This window comes from Streptomyces sp. BBFR51, assembly GCF_044591655.1.
Taxonomy (GTDB): Bacteria; Actinomycetota; Actinomycetes; order Streptomycetales; family Streptomycetaceae; genus Streptomyces.
Genome location: NZ_CP172448.1, coordinates 658,338 through 673,654 on the forward strand (window position 1 = coordinate 658,338; position 15,317 = coordinate 673,654).

Genomic DNA, 15,317 nt, shown 5'->3' on the forward strand with positions numbered 1-15,317 from the left:
ACCGGGCACCGCCGCGTCGTGCGGCCGTTCCCGTCCCGCGTCCTAGCGCTCGGCCTCCGCGCGCTCCGAGGACGCGGCCGAGGACGAGACCGAGGACGACGCCCGGGCCGCAACCGACATCGACGCCGAAGCCGAAGCCGAAGCCGAAGCCGAAGCCGACGGACTGTCCGCCTCCGCGTCCTCGCCGGTCCCGCCTCCCCGCACGGCGACCGGCGGCTCCGTCCCGGGCAGCAGCCGGCCGGCGGCTCGCAGCGCGGCGGCGAGTACGTAGGCGCGTCCCGCGACGATCGGGCCGAGGACGGCGAGGACGAGCACGTATCCGGCGATGAAGGGGGCGAGCCGCGGGTCGAGTCCGGCGCCCGCGGCCATGGCGGCCAGGATCAGCGCGAACTCCCCGCGGGCGACCAGGGTGGTGGCGATCTCCGCGGCGGGTTCGGAACCGTAGTGGTACACCCGGGCGACGCACAGTCCGGCGATGACGTTCATGACGACGGTCAGCGCCGCCGCGGCGGCGACCGGACCGGCGACGGAGGCGATGTCGCCCGGGTCGATGGCGAGTCCGAAGGCGAAGAAGAAGATGGCCGCGAAGGCGTCACGGAGCGGGTGCACCAACTCGCGGATCCGTGGCCCCGACGGGGTGCCGGCGAGGATCAGGCCGACCATGAAGGCGCCGATGGCGTCGGCGACGCCCAGGACTTCGGAGACACCGGCGACGAGCACCGCGGCGCCGAGGAAACTGATGACGAGCAGTTCGTTGTCCCGCGTCTCGATCAGGCGTCCGACGAGCCGGGTTCCGTAGCGGGCCGCGGCGGCCAGTACCAGCAGGAAACCGAAGGCCTTCCCGGCCTGCAGGGCCATCTCGGCCACGCCGTGCGCGCCCGAGATGATCGGCTGCAGGGCGGCCAGGTACAGCGCGAGGAAGATGTCCTCCACGACGATCACACCGAGGATCAGCCGGGTCTCCGGGCGGCCGATCCGGCCCAGGTCGATGAGGATCTTGGTGACGATCGCGGAGGAGGAGATGCCGAGCACCCCCGCCAGCACCAGCGCCTCGCGCACGCCCCACCCGAGGACGAACCCGAAGCCGAGCCCGGCGCCGACGTTCAGGAGCAGATAGATGCCACCGGCGTTGAGCAGCCGTCTGCCGCCGCTCTTGAGGTCGTCGAGGTGGAACTCCAGGCCCAGGTAGAAGAGCAGTAGCACCAGTCCGAGCGCGGAGAGCATCTCGAAGTCGTGTGCGTCCTCGACCAGGACGAAGCCCGGTGTGTGGGGACCGAGGAGGATGCCGGCGAGCATGAACAGGGGAATCGTAGGAAGTCCGATCCTGCCGCCGAGGCGGGCGAGGAGCGCCGCGGCCACGAAGGCACCGCCCATGGCGAGCAGGGTGTCAGCGTGTCCCACGGGTCACCGCCTTCGACCGCGCGGAGGGTCGGGAGGGCTTCACTTGACGTGGATGGATGCGGGTTCTCCTTCATCTGTGGTGCGTCATCGGTCGGACGGTCGTACGCCGCCCAAGGCGCCGGCGCCGTGACACCGCCCCCGGACCCGGGCCGCGCCCGCGGCGGTACGCCACGACGGCCACGGGGGCCGCCCCGGCACTCGGGGTGCGCACGGCACACCCGGAACGAACCACACGGAAACGCCCTCGAACGGGCCGGCCGGAGCCGGCCCGCGATGTCCCCCGGCCCCCGAAAAGGCCCCCCGGAGCGCGGCGTCGGTCCACGGTCACATGCCGGTCCATCGCGCTGCCATCGGGGACGACACCCAAATGATCCGGTGGCCGACACCCACCAGAGGGCCCACCAGCCACGGCGGTCGTTGGGGCAAGAAGGATGCGCCGCGGCCGACTCGGGGATCCCGGCCGCGGCGCGCCCTGCCGCCCCGGGCGCGGGAGGACTGCGCGCGCCGGGGCACGACCGGCGAATGCCCCGGCTCCGCGCCATGACACTGCACCAACCGGGTGATCGTCGGGGACGGCGCGGTCAGGAGTCGGGCCGGCCCCGCCGCCTTCCGCCCCGCCGCGGAAGGCGGCGGGGCGGACGGCTTGCGGACGGTCCGTCAGCACGGTGTGGTTGCCATCAACTTCTCGAAGGAAGCCATGCAGTCCGGGCAGTGACGCGCCCGTTCACCGTCGGATGCCTCAATACGCTCGCGGAGCTGCTGTCCGCACAGTGTGGCCGCGGCCTGTTTGGCCAACACGTGCCACACCAACGCTCCGCCCGCCTTCTCCGGGCCCACGCACATTTCGTACATGATCGGCCTCCCAGCCTGGACGCCGCTGACACACTCCAGGAGACACCGGTTCGGCCGTGACCAGTAGCGTGCGGGGGCCATTCGGGTGACGGCCGCTTCGGCCGCCCGGGGCGGCCGCACACCCGGACGGCTGCAAACGATCAGCCAACCGGCCCTGCGCGGGTGGTCACGTGACGTGTCGTCGACGCAGGCGGCCGGGGCCGCGTGCGTTCACCGGAGGGGCGTTCCGACGTGCCCTCGGGCGTACCGCCGTACCGGGTCGGCCCCGGGGCCCGCGGGCGCCCTGACATTTGTCAGGGACACCGACGGCCCGGTCGTCCCTAGAGTGCTGGGTGCAGGCCGGGTTCCACCCGGCGGCATCATCGGTACAGGGGGAATCACCACATGACCGTTCGCCCGTTCACCAGGGTCGCGCTCATCGGGGCAGGGGCACTCGCGCTGCTCGGACCGCTCACCGCGACGACCGCCGCCGCGGTCTCCGACGGCGGCCGCGGCGCCGAGCACGTGCTGGCCGCGCCGTACGCGGTCGAGCCGTACGAGACCGTCAACGTCCGTTCCGGGCCGGCCCGTTCCTACGACAAGGTCGGCTCCGTCGCGGCGGGCCAGCCGCGCGGGGCCTACTGCTGGACCCGGGGCGAGACCATCAGCGACCACGGCTACACCAACAACGTCTGGGTGAAGCTCGTCGAGGGCTACGTCAGCGCCGTCTACCTCAAGGGCGACGAGTACGGCGACCTGCCCGCCTCGGCGCGCTGCTGACCCGGATCCGGCCACCGGCCGGACCATCGGGACCGGCCGCGCCGCCGGTCCCTCAACCACATGGGGGAAACACACATGAAGCGAATGACGCGCCACTCCGTCACCGCGCTGGCCGCGGCCGCGCTCGCGGTCGGGGCGCTCGCCACCACGGCCCAGGCCGCCCCGGCCGCGCCGAGCGGCGGGGACCCGGCCCTCACCGACGTCTACATCTGGGCCACGGACGTCAACCTGCGCCAGCAGCCCACCACCGACTCCAACGTCCTCGCGGTCCGCTCCACGTACTGGCTGGACGCCGTCTGCCAGAAGCAGGGGCAGTACGTGAACGACCCGGCCGTCGGCGGCAACAACTGGTGGACGGCCGTGCAGGAGTTCTCGGGCAGTGACATCGCCTGGGTCAACAACCTGTACCTGAGGGGCGGCGAGAAGATCGCCGGCGTTCCGGACTGCTGACGGGCACCCGAGCACGTACGGGGGCGGGCCGGGTCACCGGTCCGCCCCCGCGCGTTCAGTACAGCTTGTCCACCGCCGTGACCGTGGTGTGCCTGAAGTCGGCCACCTGCGCGCGCTCGAAGGTGCCCATCTGCCCCCACTGGACGACGGTGACGGTCCTGCCGTCCCGGCCGACCGAGAACAGGCCGATGTCCGAGGCGCCCCACTCGGCGACCGTGTGGACGCCGTAGACGTGGGCGCCCTCCTCGACGTCCAGCCGGCCGTAGTACTTCTGCGTGGCGGTGATGTCGGGGTACTGCTCCATCACCGTGCGCGCGCAGTCGTCGAGTTTCTCGCGCAGCAGGGCGGCGAACCGCTTGGCCCGCTGCGTGCTCCGCTCGACGACCGTGACCTGGAGGGCGCCGGTGTCGTACTCGGTCCAGTACCGGCGGTGGGTGGCGGTGGACGGCAGCGCGTCGCCCACACACATCGGCAGTGGGTCCGGCTGCCCGGCGGCGACCGGTCCGGCGTACCAGTCGGAGGTGCGGTGCGGCGGCAGTTCGGCCGGCTCCAGGAAGGCGGGCGTCCCGGAGTCCGGCGTCGCCGCCGTCCCGGGGACGGCGGCGACGGCGAGCGCGGCACCGGCCGCCAGCGCGGTCACGGCGGCACGGACCCCTCGGTCACGGACGTACATGTTTCCCCCATGTCGGTTCGACCGGATCGACCGGATCGATCGACCGGTTCGAGCGGTTCGAGCGGTGTCGCTCGGGCTTTCCTGTTACGACCCGGCAGAACCGCCATGGGTTGCCCTCGTCAGCCGGCCGCGTTGTCGGTGCGCATCCGCACCTGCTCCTCCAGGCGCCGCAGGCTGCCGTCGAGGGCGTCGGCGACCGCAGGCTGCCCCGGGTCGTGGCTGTCGTCGAAGAACGACAGGTGCACCGTCACCTCGCTGGCCCCGCTGTCGAGTCCGGCGACCTGGAGCCAGCCGGCGTAGCTGCCCTGCTCGCGGGTGCCCCACTCGAGCCGCATCTGCTCGGGCCGGGCGCTCAGCAGCGCCGCGGTGTCCTGGTCGGTGCGGTCCTCGTGCACGGTGACGGCGGGCGGCTCCTCCGGCTCGACGTGCAGGTCGCGGGGCAGCCAGGTCTCCAGCTGCCCCACGTTGGCGGCCTGGTCGAAGACCTGCTCGGGCTGGGCGGGCATGGTGCGGGAACGCTCGTACTCGGTCATGTGGCACCACTCCTCGGCGCTCGGGGTCGTACGAGGTGACGCGTGCCCTGTCTGCCGGGACCGAAGCGCCGCACGCAGGACCGGCCCGACGGGCGGGGCGGGGCACGCGGTGCCAGACTGCTGCGCACGGGCCCCTGCCCCGCGGCGGGTTCCAGGTGAGAGGAGGCGAGGTGTCGACGCCGGACCCGGACGACGCGGCGCTGCGGCGGTTCCTCGCCGATCCGGCCCACCTCACCCTGGACCTGCGCACCGCCACGTCTCGTTCCGCCAAGGCACTGGGGCTGCGGCACGCCGTCGTCTACCTCGTCGACCTCCAGCAGCGCCACCTCGTCCCCCAGACGGCCGTGGCGCCGACGGTCCCGGTCGACGGCTCCCTGGCGGGCTGGGCGTACCGCACTCAGTCGCTACGCGTGGAGGAGTCCGGGGCGGGCGGCGGCATCACCGCCTGGTTCCCGCTGCTGGACGGGGTGGAGCGGCTCGGCGTACTGGCCGTGCACGAGACCGCCCTCACCGCTTCCTCGCTGACCCGCGGCCGGGCGCTCGCCTCGCTGCTCGCCATGGTGATCACGTCCAAGCGGGCCTACGAGGACTCCTTCGTCCGGCGCACCCGTACCGAGCGGATGCAACTGCCCGCCGAGATGCTCCGTGCCCTGTTGCCGCCGCGCACCATCGGCAATGGCCAGGTCGTGTCGACGGCCGTGCTGGAACCCGCCTACGAGATCGGCGGCGACGCCTTCGACCACGCGCTCACCGAGACGACACTGCACGTGGCGGTCCTGGACGCCATGGGGCACGACCTGGCCTCCGGCCTGACCAGCACCGTCGCCCTGGCGGCCTGTCGCAATGCCCGGCGCACCGGTGCCGACCTGCCCGATCTCGTGCGGACCGTGGACGAGGCGCTGTCCCGCTGGCTCCCGGACCAGTTCTGTACGTCGGTCATCGCCCAGCTGGACCTGGTCACCGGGGTGCTGCGCTGGGCCAACTGCGGTCATCCCGCGCCCATCCTGATCCGCGACCAGCGGTTGATCATCGACGCCATGGAGCGCGACGCCGATCCGCCCATGGGCATGCCCTCCCTGCTCACCTCCCGGTCGCGCCGGACGTACGAGATCTCGCTGGAGCCCGGCGACCGGGTGCTGATGTACACCGACGGTGTCGTGGAGGCGCGGACCCGGCAGGCGAAGCTGCTGGGCCTCGAACGCTTCGCCGACTACGTCATCCGGGCCACGGCCGGCGGGGAGCTGGCGCCGGAGTCCTTGCGCCGTCTGATCCACTCGATCCTGGCCACGCAGGAGGGCCGGCTGCGGGACGACGCGACCCTTCTGATGTTCGAGTGGCAGCCGCCCGACGGCTGACACCAAAGGGCCCGGCGACCGCCCCGGTGCCGGCGCCCACGTCACGTCGCTTCGGCGGTCAGCGGTCGACGCTCGGGAGTCGGTAGTCAGCGGTCGGCAGTCGGGCGGTCAGCGGTCGGCGGTCGGCGGTCGGGCAATCGGCGGTCAGCGGTCGGGCAGTCGGCAGTCGGCAGTCAGCGGCCGGCGGTCGGGCAGTCGGCGACCCCGTCATACGGCGTGCCCCCGCGCGCGCAGCCAGCCGTGGACGGTGTCCTTGTCCGACGGCGTGATCCGGACGGGTCCGGCCACGTACGGGCCCTCGTCCTCGGTGAAGCCGGTGTCGGTGACCCTGGCGGTGACCCAGGTGGCCAGATCCTGTGCGGCCTGTTCGGAAAGGGCGCCGCGCTCCCATCCGGCACGGGCCTCACCGGCGGCCTCGGTGTCGTGCCGTTCGGTCTCCGCCAGCCACGCCGCCACCAGCCGTTCCACGGTCCGGCGGTCCTCGGGGGCGGTCCGCTGTCGCATCCGCTTGTCGCTCATGCCGCCCGAGTGCCCGCGATCCCCGCACGCCCCACCCCCGCGACGGCCCGCCGTGTCGGCGGTTCGGCGCCGGGTACCCGCGTGTGGGGAGGGCCGGTCCGCTCCGGTCCGCCGAAGGCGACAGCCCGGGACCCGGGAAGGGGACAGCGATGAGGCAGCCCGCCGACGACCACGCTCTCGACCGGCGTGCCGGCGTCTCCGAGCTCCGCCCGTCCGCGGGGGACACCGAGCCCGCCTCCGGCCCCGCCCGCGTCCCCCGGGACGCCGCGCGCCACGAGGATCTCCCGCTCGACCGCAACCAGGCGATCCTCCAGGCCGCCAAGCAGGTGGGCTCGACGCTCAAGAAGGCCGAGCACCCGTTCGCGCTGGCCGGCAGCGTGGCCGTGTACGCGCACGGAGGCACCCAGAACCTCCAGCACGACGTCGACTTCTGCATCCGGCCCGAGGACGCGGACGCCGTCGCCGCGACGCTGCGGGAAGCGGGCCTGGTGGTCTACACGCCGCCCGAGGACTGGCTGCTGAAGGCCGACTGTCTGGGACAGCAGGTCGACCTCATCTTCGAGTTGGCGCACGAACCCGTCACCACGGAGCTGCTGGCACGGGCCGAGGACAAGTCGGTCGACTCGGTGCTGATGCCGGTCCTGTCCCCGACCGATCTGCTGCGTGGTCTGCTCGCGGCCTTCTCGGAGCACCACTGCGACTTCGGTGCGGTGCTGCCGATCGCCCGCACCCTGCGCGAGAAGATCGACTGGGCGGCGCTGCGCCGCGACTGCGGCGACGCCCCGATGCCCGCCGCGTTCTTCTTCATCCTCGAACGGCTGGAGATCATCCCCCCGGCCGGTCACCCGGTCGACCCGCCGACCGTACGCACTGCCGCCCCCTCGAAGGAGGAGCAGCGATGAGCGATCCCGCCGCACACCAGGGGCCCGCGGCGAGCGATGTCGCCTCCGCGGCCGAGAACGTCGAGTACCGCGTCGCCCACCTGCACGACCGGCTCGCCGCCGAGGAACTGGGCGAGCTGGGCGTGCGGGCCGAGATCCGGGCCGACGCCGTCGCGATCACCGGCACGGTGCCGTCGGCGGAGTGCCGCGAGACGCTGCTGCGGATCACCCACGAGGAGCTGGCGGGACTCACCGTGCACACCGACGTCGTGGTCGCGGAGAACACCGGCCCCGACCACGCGGAGGAGCTGTGATGATCCGTGTCGCCGCCGTCGGGGACATCCACATGGGGCCCGACAGCCAGGGGCTGCTGCGGCCCGCCTTCGAGACCCTGCCCGACTGTGCCGACCTGCTGCTGCTCGCCGGGGACCTCACCCGGCACGGCACCCCCGAGGAGGCGCGGGTGGTCGCCCGGGAGGTGAGCGACCTGCCGGTGCCGGTGGTGGCGGTCCTCGGCAACCACGACCACCACGACGAACAGCCCGAGAAGGTCGCCGGCCTCCTCCAGGACGTCGGTGTGACGGTCCTGGAGGGCGAGGGGGTGGTGGTGGAGTGCGCCGGGGCGAGGGTCGGGATCGCCGGGACCAAGGGTTTCGGCGGCGGCTTCGTCGGCCGCAGCGCCGGGGAATTCGGCGAGCCGCTGATGAAGGAGTTCGTCCGCACCACCCGGCGCTCGGCGGACAGTCTGCGCACCGCGCTGGAGGAGCTGGCCGGCCGGGACTGCGCCGTGCGGGTCGCCCTCACCCACTTCTCCCCCGTCGCCGACACGCTCGCCGGTGAGCCGCTGGAGATCTACCCGTTCCTCGGCAGCTATCTGCTCGCCGAGGCGATCGACACGGCCGGCGCCGACCTCGCCGTGCACGGTCACGCCCACCTCGGCTCGGAACACGGGATGACGGCGGGCGGGGTGCGGGTGCGCAATGTGGCCCAGCCCGTCATCCGCCGGGCCTTCAACGTCTACGGGCTGACCGCCGCCTGAGCGCCGGCGGCCGAGCCGCACGCCCGGTGCCCCGGTGCCTCAGGATCCGTCCGTGTCGTCCGTCGTGCGTCCCAGACAGGTGACGTCCGCGGGGTCCAGGCCCGCCGCCGCGATCTCGTGGAAGCCCAGCCGGTCGTAGAAGGCCCTGGCCGGTGTGTTGGCCGTCGCCATGACCAGGTGGACGGCCGGTACTCCGCGGTCCCCCAGGGCCCGCCAGAACGTCCGCATCAGCGCCCGGCCGTGGCCCCGTCCCTGCCAGTCGGGCAGCAGGTCGATGTGCAGGTGGGCCGGGTACGGGGCCAGTTCGGGGACGATCATCCGCTCCGGGTCGTGCAGCAGCCCCGCCATGATCTCGTCCGGGGTGGTGGGCGGGCCCTGCGGCGCCGGATGGCGGTCCGCCACCCGCGGCAGCCACTTAGCCCGGAACTCCTCGGCGAAGCGCGCGGTGTCCGCCGTGCCGAGGATGTAGCCGACCGCGCGGCCCCGGCCGTCGTCCAGCACGAAGGCCAGGTCGGGGTCCAGGTGGACGTAGGGGGCGGCGAAGATGGCGGGCAGGACGGCGGGGTCGGCGTACACGGGCCGGCTGTCCCGGCCGTTGTGCGCGGTCCGGATGCAGATGTCGTCGAGGGCCGGGGCGTCGGCGGGACGGTAAGGACGTACGGTGGCGGTCGGGGTCACCCCAGCATCCTGCCCGCCTGGGAGCGCTCCCACAAGTGTGTCGCTTCGGTCGGTGGCGTCCGGGTACCCGGCGCCCGGCAGTGTGACGGGTGTTGGCGGGAGGCCGGCGATGGAGGATGCGACGGACCGGATCGCGTGGCCGTGGGGCGGCAGGGTGCCCTACGGGCGGCACGAGACCTGGCCGGCCCGGGTGGACACGTTTCTCGCCGACGGGGTGGAGCCCGAGGCGGTGCAGCGATGGGTGCAGTCGGCGTCGATCCTGCACTCCGACGGCGACGCCATGGACATCGCGGTGGCCGACGGCCGGATGGTGGGCGTGCGGGGCCGGGACGTGGACCGGGTCAACCGGGGCCGGCTCGGGCCGAAGGACCTGTTCGGGTGGCAGGCGAACGCCTCCCGGGACCGGCTGACCCGGCCGCTGGTACGGCGCGACGGGCGGCTGGTGGAGACGGACTGGGACACGGCGATGGACCTGGTGGCCGCCCGCTCGCGCGAGTTGCTCGACCGGCGCGGGCCCGGCTCGATCGGCTTCTACACCTCCGGCCAGCTGTTCCTCGAGGAGTACTACACGCTCGCCGTGCTCGCCCGGGCCGGCATCGGCACCAACCACCTCGACGGCAACACGCGCCTGTGCACGTCGACGGCCGCGGAGGCACTGAAGGAGACGTTCGGCTGCGACGGACAGCCCGGCAGCTACGACGACTTCGACCACGCCGACGTGATCGCGCTGTTCGGCCACAACATCGCCGAGACCCAGCCCGTGCAGTGGATGCGGCTGCTCGACCGCATGGAAGGGGCCGACCCGCCGCGTCTGCTGTGCGTCGACCCGCGCCCCACCCGCGTCGCCCAGCACGCCGCCGTACATCTCGCCCCGCGCGGCGGCACCAACGTCGCCCTGCTCAACGCGCTGCTGCACGAGACGATCCGGCACGAGCGGATCGACCGCGACTTCATCGCCGCTCACACCGTCGGTTTCGAGGAACTGTCCGCCAGGGTCGCCGACTGCACGCCCAAGTGGGCCGCGGAGATCTGCGACGTCCCGGCCTCCCGGATCGAGGAGGCGGCCGAACTCGTCGGCACCGCCGACGCGTTGGTCTCCACCGTCCTTCAGGGCGTCTACCAGTCCCACCAGGCCACGGCGGCGGCGGTCCAGGTCAACAACCTGCACCTGATCCGCGGCATGCTGGGCCGCCCCGGCGCTGGGCTCCTCCAGATGAACGGCCAGCCCACCGCGCAGAACACCCGCGAGTGCGGCGCCAACGGCGACCTGCCGGCCTTTCGCAACTGGCAGAACGACGCCCATGTCGCCGACCTCGCCAAGGTGTGGAACGTCGAGCCGCAGACCATCCCGCACTTCGCGCCGCCGACCCACGCGATGCAGATCTTCCGTTACGCCGAACAGGGCTCGCTGCGGATGCTGTGGATCAGCGGCACCAACCCCGCCGTCTCGATGCCCGAACTGTCCCGTATCCGCTCGATCCTGACGCAGGACCGGCTGTTCACGGTGGTGCAGGACCTGTTCCTGACGGAGACGGCGCAACTGGCCGACGTGGTGCTGCCCGCCGCGACCTGGGGCGAGAAGACCGGTGCGCTCACCAACGCGGACCGCACGGTGCACCTGTCCCAAAAGGCGGTGGAACCGCCCGGCGAGGCCAAGCCGGACCTGGACATCTTCCTGGACTACGCGCGGCGTATGGACTTCCGGGACAAGGACGGCGGCCCGCTGATCACCTGGGACGACCCCGAGTCGGCCTTCGAGGCGTGGAAGCGGTGCAGCGCGGGCCGCCCCTGCGACTACACCGGCCTGTCCTACGCCAGGCTGCGCGACGCCGGCGGCATCCAGTGGCCCTGCGGCGAGCGGACACCCGAGGGCACCGCGCGGCTCTACCCGGACGGCATCGACTGGGCCCACCCGGACCTGTGCGAGAGCTACGGCAAGGACCTGGAGACCGGGGCGTCGCAGGAGGTCGTGGAGTACCGCTCCCTCAATCCCGACGGCAGGGCGATGCTGAAGGCCGCCGACTATCTGCCGCCGCACGAGGAGCCGGACGAGAGGTACCCGTTCCAGCTCACCACGGGCCGGACGATCTACCAGTTCCACACCCGCACGAAGACCGGGCGGGCGCCCCAGCTCAACGACGCCGCCCCGGACGTGTGGGTGGAGATCTCCACCGGGGACGCGGAGCGGCTCGGCCTCGCCGAGGGCGACCTGGTCGAGGTCGCCGGCAGGCGCGGCTCCCTGCGCGGGCGGCTGCGCGTGACCGGCATCCGGACGGGGCTGCTGTTCGTCCCCTTCCACTACGGCTACTGGGACACCGAGGGCGGGTCGGGACCGGGCCCGGACACTCCCGGCCGGGCCGCGAACGAGACGATCGTCACCGACTGGGACCCGGCCTCCAAGCAGCCGCTGTTCAAGACCGCGACGGCCGCGCTCACCCTCGTGGAGCGCGGCGAAGGCCGGCCGTCCCCGGCACCGACCACCACCGCGTCGGCACCGGCCGCCGCCGGCGCGGCCCGGCCCACCGCGGGCGGAGCGGCGGCACACACGACGCAGGAGCCCGCCGCGTTCCCGCACGGCCGTGAGGAAGGTGCCCGGTGAACGGCATCACCCTGACCCTGCGCACACTGCACCGCGGCGAGCGGCACCTGGCGCACGACCTGGTGGCCGTCGCCGAGCGGCACCGCGCCGAGCACGAGGTCCACCACGTGGCCGCCGACCTCGCGGTCTGGTCCCGCGAACACGTCCGCAGGCTCGCGGACGTCGCCGCACACCACGACCTGAAGCTGGGCGACCCGCCGGACCACCCGTCCGACGGTGTTCTCGCGACGCTGCGTGAGAAGGCGTCCGAGGCGGTGGCGCACCGGCCGGAGCCGGGCCTGCTGCTCCTGCGCGACCTGCGGGAACTGCACCTGGCCGCGGTGGAGAACTCACTGCACTGGGAGATGCTGGCCCAGGCCGCCCAGGCGTCGGGGGACAGCGAGCTGCTGGCGCTCGCCTCCTCCTGTCACCCGCGGACACTGCGCCAGATGCGCTGGACCAACACCATGATCAAGAACTTGGCGCCGCAGCTCCTCACCAGCTTGTGACCTGCGCGTTCCCCGCCCGGTGCGGTATCGGCGCGCATCGGTGCCGCACCGGGCCCCGAATGGCGCGGGCCGGTTCGGGCACCTGATGATCCCCGTAGGCACCACACCGTTGGTGATCCACCTGACACCCTTGGAGAGAGCGAGACAGCGTCATGAGTCTTCTGCGTTTGGCCGGCCGCCCGATGCTCGCCTCGATGTTCGTCGCGGGCGGACTTCAGTCGCTGCGCAGGCCCGAGGACGTGGCCCCGGCGGCCGAGCCGATCGTGCGGCCGGTGACGGACCGCGTGCCGTTGCTGCCGGACCGCACCGAGCAACTCGTACGGCTCAACGGCGCCGTGCACGTGGTGGGCGGGGTCATGCTCGGGCTCGGCCGCTGCCCGCGGCTGGCCGCGCTGGCCCTCGCGGCGACGCTGGTCCCCACCACGCTCGCGGCACACCGGTACTGGGAGTCGGAGGACCCGTCCGACCGCGCCCAGCAGCGCGCCCACTTCCTGAAGAACCTGTCCATGCTGGGCGGGCTGCTGATCGCGGCCGACGACACGGGCAGCGCGCCCTCGTTGCTGTGGCGCGGCCGGCACGCCGCCCAGGACCTGCGGCACGACGCCCACCTGGTGCACCGCTCGGTCCGGGCCGCGGCCCGCCCCGCGGTACGTGCGGGCGGTGTCCGGGCCAGGATGTGTGTCTGAACCGGGGTCGGACACACGCGGCCCGGCCGCGGCCGTCACGGCCGTGAGTCCCGTTCTTACCCAGAGGTGCGACGCTGGGCGGCGTTTGTCGATCGCCGGGTTCCCGCCCGGTTCACCGGGGTGGAGGAGAAGTCCTGAGTAGCGCCGTCCTCTCCGAGGCCGTCCCCGTCCTCCTGCTGCTGGGCGTCCTGGCCTTCGCCGTGCTGCGCCCCCGGGGGCTGCCGGAGGCGGTGGCCGCCGTGCCCGCCGCCGTGCTGCTCGTGGCGTTCGGCGCGGTCGGCCCGCACGAGGCGTGGGAGCAGACGCGCACGCTGCTCCCGGTCGTCGCCTTCCTCGCACTGGTGCTGATGCTGGCGTACCTGTGCGCGAAGGAGGGTCTGTTCGAGGCGGTCGGCGCGGCCGTGGCCCGCCGGTGCGGGGGAAGTCCGCGCCGGCTGCTGGCCGGGGTGTTCGCCGTGGCCTGCGCGGTCACGGCCGTGCTCAGTCTGGACGCCACCGCCGTCCTGCTCACCCCGGTGGTCCTCGCCACCGCGTCCCGGGCCGGCGCCCGGGCACGCCCGCACGTGTACGCGACGGCGCATCTGGCGAACTCCGCCTCGCTGCTCCTGCCGGTCTCCAACCTGACCAACCTGCTGGCGTTCACGGCCAGTGGGCTGTCGTTCACCCGTTTCGCCGCGCTGATGGCACTTCCCTGGCTGGCCGCGATCGCCGTCGAGTACGCGGTGTTCCGCCGCTTCTTCCGCGCGGACCTGGCCGAGCCGATATCCGTCGGCCCCGCGCGCGTCGGCCCCGTGCCCGTCGGCCCGCGCCTCGCTCCCCCGCCGGCCGGTTCCGCGCCCGCGAAGACGCCGGGCGACCCCGGTGCCCGGCCGGCCGTACCGCCCGCGCCCGCGGTGCCCCGATTCACCGTGGTCGTGGTGGCCTTCACCCTGGCCGGGTTCGCCGTGGCCTCGCCGGCCGGCGTCGACCCCGCGTGGGCGGCGCTCGGCGGCGTCCTGGTGCTCGGTCTGCGGGCGCTGGCCCGGCGCCATGTCACGCCCCGGGAGATGGTGGGAGCCGCTTCACCGCTGTTCTGCCTGTTCGTACTGGCCCTCGGCATCGTGGTGGAGGGTGTGGTGGCGGGCGGCCCGGCCACGGGGCTCGGGCGGCTGCTGCCGAACGGGGGCTCGCTGCCGGCGCTGCTCGCAGTGGCGGCGGTGGCCGCGGTGCTGGCCAACGTCGTCAACAACCTGCCCGCCGTACTCGCCCTGCTCCCCCTGGCCGCGCCCGCCGGACCGGGCCAGGTCCTCGCGGTGCTGATCGGCGTGAACCTGGGGCCGAACCTGACCTACGTGGGTTCGCTGGCGACCCTGCTCTGGCGGCGCATCCTGCACCGGCACGGCATCGAGGTGGAGCTCCGCCGGTTCACCCTGCTGGGACTGCTCACCGTGCCGGCCACGGTCGCCGCGTCCACGGTGGCCCTGTGGGGGGCGCTGCGCCTCATCGGCACCTGACGCCCGCGACGCCGTCGGGTGCCGGGCGCCGGGGCGCCACACTCACCGGGGCGACCCCTCACTGGGTCGCCACGACGAGGCAGCGCCTCAGTTCCTCCACGGCCTCCGGAGCGCCCTCGACCGTCACTGCGCCGTCCCCGTCCCCGTCCGCGCCCGCCCGGTTCCAGAGCAGCCGCAGCACGGCCTCCGCGGGGCCGCTCAGTGTCACGTCGGCCGTGCCGTCGCCCGCGCCGTCCGTGACGGTGAACTCGCCCGGTCCGGTCCGCACCCGCCACGCCGCGTCGTCACCGGCCCGCACCAGGAACGTACGCCCCGGCGAGCCGTCGAGGATCTCGGTGAAGTAGTCGCCCCACTCGGCCACGGAGTACGCGGCGAAGACCTTGAGCAGTTCGTCGACCCCGTCGACGGCGAGGTCGTCCGGTACGGGGGAGACAGGCCGGCCCGTGGCGAGCTCGGCGTCGATGCGGTGGACGACGGTCTCCTGGGCCATCCGCCGGATCCAGAAGCCGACGCTCTGGTCGGGGCCGTACCAGGTGCCGGCCCGGTCCCCGGGAGGGCGGGTGGCGAACTCGGCGCGCAGCGCGGTGTACCCCTGGTCGAGCAGCGCCGTCGGCGCCCGGTCGGCGAACTCCTTCGGCGGCCAGGGCTCGGGCTCGGCACCGTCGCGCATGGCGGCGGCCTTGTGCAGGTAGACCTCGCCGACGTGGCGGGTCAGATCGGCGACCGTCCAGCCGGGGCAGGTCGGCACGGGGGCGTGGGCGTCGGTCCCGACGACGTCCCGCAGGCGGTCGTGGTCGGCCGCGAGACAGTCGAGGAAGCGGGTGAACTCCATGCCGCCGAGCCAAACACACGTTCAGGGCGGGGGCACCCAGTTTTCCCTGCTCTCAGCGCCCCCGCGTCCCCACGTCCCC

At 73.4% G+C, this 15,317-nt stretch carries 16 protein-coding genes; 10 read left to right on the forward strand and 6 right to left on the reverse strand.

The window, feature by feature from the left end:
• Positions 1 to 42: 42 nt before the first annotated feature.
• Positions 43 to 1,401 carry a cation:proton antiporter gene (locus tag ACGH7X_RS03040; protein WP_399881311.1) on the reverse strand — a complete coding sequence of 453 codons (1,359 nt, stop codon included), beginning with the start codon at positions 1,399 to 1,401 and terminating at the stop codon, positions 43 to 45.
• Between the two features lie 1,236 nt (positions 1,402 to 2,637).
• Between ACGH7X_RS03040 and ACGH7X_RS03045 the strand changes: the two genes are divergently transcribed.
• Together ACGH7X_RS03045 and ACGH7X_RS03050 are read left to right on the forward strand one after the other, a co-directional pair.
• Entirely contained in the window at positions 2,638 to 3,012 is a 375-nt protein-coding gene (locus tag ACGH7X_RS03045) for an SH3 domain-containing protein (RefSeq protein ID WP_399881313.1), read from the forward strand.
• Between the two features lie 75 nt (positions 3,013 to 3,087).
• Entirely contained in the window at positions 3,088 to 3,462 is a 375-nt protein-coding gene (locus ACGH7X_RS03050; RefSeq protein ID WP_399881315.1) for a peptidase M23, read from the forward strand.
• A 55-nt stretch (positions 3,463 to 3,517) separates the two neighbouring features.
• Here ACGH7X_RS03050 and ACGH7X_RS03055 read toward each other — a convergent pair whose 3' ends face one another.
• Together ACGH7X_RS03055 and ACGH7X_RS03060 are read right to left on the reverse strand one after the other, a co-directional pair.
• Complete coding sequence (locus ACGH7X_RS03055; RefSeq protein WP_399881317.1) at positions 3,518 to 4,135, reverse strand: hypothetical protein; 618 nt, start codon at positions 4,133 to 4,135, stop codon at positions 3,518 to 3,520.
• 119 nt (positions 4,136 to 4,254) lie between these two features.
• The gene (locus ACGH7X_RS03060; protein WP_399881319.1) at positions 4,255 to 4,668 is read right to left on the reverse strand and encodes an SRPBCC family protein; all 414 of its coding nucleotides are present in this window, start codon (positions 4,666 to 4,668) and stop codon (positions 4,255 to 4,257) included.
• Positions 4,669 to 4,703: 35 nt separating this feature from the next.
• Here ACGH7X_RS03060 and ACGH7X_RS03065 point away from each other — a divergent pair, with 35 nt between their 5' ends.
• Positions 4,704 to 6,023: a PP2C family protein-serine/threonine phosphatase gene (locus ACGH7X_RS03065; protein WP_399881321.1), complete on the forward strand. Its 1,320-nt coding sequence runs from the start codon at positions 4,704 to 4,706 to the stop codon at positions 6,021 to 6,023.
• A gap of 207 nt (positions 6,024 to 6,230) precedes the next feature.
• On the opposite strand, the gene ACGH7X_RS03070 is transcribed toward ACGH7X_RS03065, so the two are convergent.
• Positions 6,231 to 6,542 (reverse strand): hypothetical protein, encoded by a 312-nt coding sequence (locus ACGH7X_RS03070; protein WP_399881323.1) that lies wholly within the window; start codon positions 6,540 to 6,542, stop codon positions 6,231 to 6,233.
• Between the two features lie 149 nt (positions 6,543 to 6,691).
• Between ACGH7X_RS03070 and ACGH7X_RS03075 the strand changes: the two genes are divergently transcribed.
• From ACGH7X_RS03075 to ACGH7X_RS03085, 3 genes are read left to right on the forward strand one after another with little or no spacing between them, the layout of a single operon-like run.
• A complete protein-coding gene (locus ACGH7X_RS03075) occupies positions 6,692 to 7,444 on the forward strand; it encodes a nucleotidyltransferase family protein (protein ID WP_399881325.1) in 753 nt (250 codons plus the stop codon).
• Positions 7,441 to 7,737 (forward strand): BON domain-containing protein, encoded by a 297-nt coding sequence (locus ACGH7X_RS03080; RefSeq protein WP_399881327.1) that lies wholly within the window; start codon positions 7,441 to 7,443, stop codon positions 7,735 to 7,737. Before ACGH7X_RS03075 ends, ACGH7X_RS03080 begins: the two co-directional genes overlap by 4 nt.
• Complete coding sequence (locus tag ACGH7X_RS03085; protein WP_399881328.1) at positions 7,737 to 8,462, forward strand: metallophosphoesterase; 726 nt, start codon at positions 7,737 to 7,739, stop codon at positions 8,460 to 8,462. The genes ACGH7X_RS03080 and ACGH7X_RS03085 overlap by 1 nt, the downstream gene beginning before the upstream one ends.
• A 39-nt stretch (positions 8,463 to 8,501) precedes the next feature.
• Here ACGH7X_RS03085 and ACGH7X_RS03090 read toward each other — a convergent pair whose 3' ends face one another.
• Positions 8,502 to 9,140, reverse strand: a complete 639-nt coding sequence (locus ACGH7X_RS03090; RefSeq protein WP_399881330.1) for a GNAT family N-acetyltransferase — start codon at positions 9,138 to 9,140, stop codon at positions 8,502 to 8,504.
• 109 nt (positions 9,141 to 9,249) lie between these two features.
• On the opposite strand from ACGH7X_RS03090, the gene ACGH7X_RS03095 reads away from it, so the two are divergent.
• The 4 genes from ACGH7X_RS03095 (at position 9,250) to ACGH7X_RS03110 (ending at position 14,406) form a co-directional block, all read left to right on the forward strand.
• Positions 9,250 to 11,739 (forward strand): molybdopterin-dependent oxidoreductase, encoded by a 2,490-nt coding sequence (locus ACGH7X_RS03095; RefSeq protein ID WP_399881332.1) that lies wholly within the window; start codon positions 9,250 to 9,252, stop codon positions 11,737 to 11,739.
• On the forward strand, positions 11,736 to 12,227 hold the full coding sequence (locus ACGH7X_RS03100) for a hypothetical protein (RefSeq protein WP_399881334.1): 492 nt from the start codon (positions 11,736 to 11,738) through the stop codon (positions 12,225 to 12,227). Before ACGH7X_RS03095 ends, ACGH7X_RS03100 begins: the two co-directional genes overlap by 4 nt.
• Before the next feature lie 152 nt (positions 12,228 to 12,379).
• Entirely contained in the window at positions 12,380 to 12,913 is a 534-nt protein-coding gene (locus ACGH7X_RS03105; protein ID WP_399881336.1) for a DoxX family protein, read from the forward strand.
• Positions 12,914 to 13,047: 134 nt separating this feature from the next.
• Positions 13,048 to 14,406: an SLC13 family permease gene (locus tag ACGH7X_RS03110; protein WP_399896739.1), complete on the forward strand. Its 1,359-nt coding sequence runs from the start codon at positions 13,048 to 13,050 to the stop codon at positions 14,404 to 14,406.
• Between the two features lie 58 nt (positions 14,407 to 14,464).
• On the opposite strand, the gene ACGH7X_RS03115 is transcribed toward ACGH7X_RS03110, so the two are convergent.
• Positions 14,465 to 15,238, reverse strand: a complete 774-nt coding sequence (locus ACGH7X_RS03115; RefSeq protein ID WP_399881338.1) for a maleylpyruvate isomerase family mycothiol-dependent enzyme — start codon at positions 15,236 to 15,238, stop codon at positions 14,465 to 14,467.
• Positions 15,239 to 15,317 lie beyond the last annotated feature (79 nt).

Coding starts and splice junctions, on each gene's coding strand:
- ACGH7X_RS03060 (WP_399881319.1), bottom strand. CDS start 4,668: ATGACCGAGTACGAGCGTTCCCGCACCATGCCCGCCCAGCCCGAGCAG.
- ACGH7X_RS03105 (WP_399881336.1), top strand. CDS start 12,380: ATGAGTCTTCTGCGTTTGGCCGGCCGCCCGATGCTCGCCTCGATGTTC.
- ACGH7X_RS03080 (WP_399881327.1), top strand. CDS start 7,441: ATGAGCGATCCCGCCGCACACCAGGGGCCCGCGGCGAGCGATGTCGCC.
- ACGH7X_RS03055 (WP_399881317.1), bottom strand. CDS start 4,135: ATGTACGTCCGTGACCGAGGGGTCCGTGCCGCCGTGACCGCGCTGGCG.
- ACGH7X_RS03045 (WP_399881313.1), top strand. CDS start 2,638: ATGACCGTTCGCCCGTTCACCAGGGTCGCGCTCATCGGGGCAGGGGCA.
- ACGH7X_RS03070 (WP_399881323.1), bottom strand. CDS start 6,542: ATGAGCGACAAGCGGATGCGACAGCGGACCGCCCCCGAGGACCGCCGG.
- ACGH7X_RS03075 (WP_399881325.1), top strand. CDS start 6,692: ATGAGGCAGCCCGCCGACGACCACGCTCTCGACCGGCGTGCCGGCGTC.
- ACGH7X_RS03085 (WP_399881328.1), top strand. CDS start 7,737: ATGATCCGTGTCGCCGCCGTCGGGGACATCCACATGGGGCCCGACAGC.
- ACGH7X_RS03115 (WP_399881338.1), bottom strand. CDS start 15,238: ATGGAGTTCACCCGCTTCCTCGACTGTCTCGCGGCCGACCACGACCGC.
- ACGH7X_RS03095 (WP_399881332.1), top strand. CDS start 9,250: ATGGAGGATGCGACGGACCGGATCGCGTGGCCGTGGGGCGGCAGGGTG.
- ACGH7X_RS03050 (WP_399881315.1), top strand. CDS start 3,088: ATGAAGCGAATGACGCGCCACTCCGTCACCGCGCTGGCCGCGGCCGCG.